The organism is Photorhabdus sp. CRCIA-P01, assembly GCF_003545805.1.
GTDB classification, from domain to species: domain Bacteria; phylum Pseudomonadota; class Gammaproteobacteria; order Enterobacterales; family Enterobacteriaceae; genus Photorhabdus; species Photorhabdus antumapuensis.
Genome location: NZ_NMQR01000141.1, coordinates 1 through 1952, shown reverse-complemented (window position 1 = coordinate 1952; position 1952 = coordinate 1). Strand labels below are relative to the sequence as shown.

The 1952-nt window shown below is 47.4% G+C and carries 2 protein-coding genes and 1 pseudogene; all 3 read left to right on the top strand.

Features of this window, described 5'->3' with window-relative positions; genetic code table 11:
- A pseudogene (locus D3222_RS25745) lies at positions 1–192 on the top strand (group II intron reverse transcriptase/maturase); the annotation flags it as partial.
- 479 nt (positions 193–671) lie between these two features.
- Positions 672–1472 (top strand): hypothetical protein, encoded by an 801-nt coding sequence (locus D3222_RS24300; RefSeq protein WP_118988329.1) that lies wholly within the window; start codon positions 672–674, stop codon positions 1470–1472.
- The gene (locus tag D3222_RS24295; protein WP_369973540.1) at positions 1472–1951 is read left to right on the top strand and encodes a TIGR03759 family integrating conjugative element protein; all 480 of its coding nucleotides are present in this window, start codon (positions 1472–1474) and stop codon (positions 1949–1951) included. The genes D3222_RS24300 and D3222_RS24295 overlap by 1 nt, the downstream gene beginning before the upstream one ends.
- Position 1952 lies beyond the last annotated feature (1 nt).

Below are 1952 nucleotides of genomic sequence, written 5' to 3'. Positions count from 1 at the left end.
AATTATCACGGCATATCTGATAACCAGAGACGAGTTGGGCAGTTTATCTACCAAAGTATGCGAATAATCTATAGATGGTTCAACCGTAAAGGTGGTCGTCGCCGACTGACGTGGAAAAAGCTGAATCTGATCCTGAAAATGCTGGGTTATCCAACTAAATGGAAAACCCGATCTATACTCTGGGCTCGCTGAATATGTGTGGGGACACTGATCTGTCGGGAGCCGGATGCGGTAGTTCCGCACGTCCGGTTCTGAGGAGGGGCCCGTCTGGGTAACCGGCGGGTCTACTCAACCCTCGGATGGCAGTTCTGAATGGCGAGCTAAAAGGCACAATTTGAACGTTGGTATCCTAGCATCAAAATTAATGAGCTAGTCGGAATATGGTTGATGGTTTTACATTAGCTATAGCGGCATAAACGCCAATGTAGTGCCTCACAGATTTTATGCTCTATATTGGAGTGTAATTTTCATTTTTTCATATTGAGTTTTTTATCGTCATCCTTTCTGGTTTTGCCCAGTATGTTTCTCGGTATCGGGTAATCATATGATTAGACTCTAATCATGACCTGAATAAGTCGCATTTCTGTGTCCGTTGTTTTGTCAGGCAATCCGGTAATACTGAAAAGTATGCCAGGCACAGTGCTAAATAAAACAAACAAGGATGTTGTAGTATGACAACTGAAATCCCTCCTCTGTCGCTGTCGCCGACGTCTGAAGCTGAAATTGACAGCTTGCGGCAGGCGGTTTCTCAAAAGACTCAACCCAGGTTGTTGCTAAAAAAATGTCTGAGATATCTGTCAATATTGCTTGTTATTGTCAGCATAGCGTTGCTGGCATTCGTGGTACGGCAGCAACATCATCAGTTAGTAGAATTTCAGTCATTGATGCGAAATGGATCATTCCAGCATTTGCCTGATGAGGTGCAAAAGTTGCACGAACGGCTTGATAAGGCAGATACCGGCTTTGTCTCCCGTCAGGACTGGCAAATGCAAAATGACCGGTTTCATCAGGCATTGATAGCGCAACAGGGGTCCGTCAACGGCCAACAAAAACAGCTCGCACAGTCAGTTACTGATTTAAGCCGTGCTCATCAGGATCTTACCGAAGCAGTGAATGTACTGAAAAATATCGGGAAACAGCAGGAAATACGCGTTGACGCATTAATCGCGTGGAAATCTCAGAAGGAAAAGCATGCTGGTAAAAAAGCGGGCACACCTGACCGGGAGGTTCTTCGAGCTAAGAAACAGAGAGTTGCTCCTTTCATACTTTCGGGTATTGAACGTCGGGGAGAACAAGTTTATGCCGTTATTATTCCACGAGACATAGATCCTCATTCCCAAATATCTCAAATGCGCTTACTGACTCCGGGTGAAAGCGCATTTGAGTGGACTCTGGTCAGTATCTCCGATCATCAGGCTTTGTTCCAGGTACAAGGGCACCGTCAAACCCTGTCAGTTAACGAGGGACAATAATGAGAAAAGGTTTTTTCAGCCAGAGGTGTTGGTTGATGCTGGTTGGCGTTGTCATGCCTCTGTCAGCCTCGGCGGCACAAGTTGCTATCTCGGAACAGACAACCACGGTTGCGAAAGCGACCCGGCAACAGGTTATGCAGGCCGAAAATCACCGTATTCAGGCGCAAGCGTGGGGGCTGACAGAAGCCGAATTTCAGCGTTATCAGCAATTGATGCAGGGGCAACGGGGTATTCAGTCTCCTGGACTCGATCCGTTGAGTGCATTGGGCATTGAGGCAGAAACAGTACAAGCGCGTCAACATTATGCAGAATTGTGGGTCAGGCAGGAATATGTCCGTGCTGAAAAGGAACTGGCGTTCCAGCGGGCGGTGGATGCGGCCTGGAAACGTCTGGCACCGAATATTTTGCCGGTTAATTTAGGGAAGGGGGACGGAATCGCACAGGGTAATCAGGGACGGCTGGCGTTGTTTGTGAAGTGAA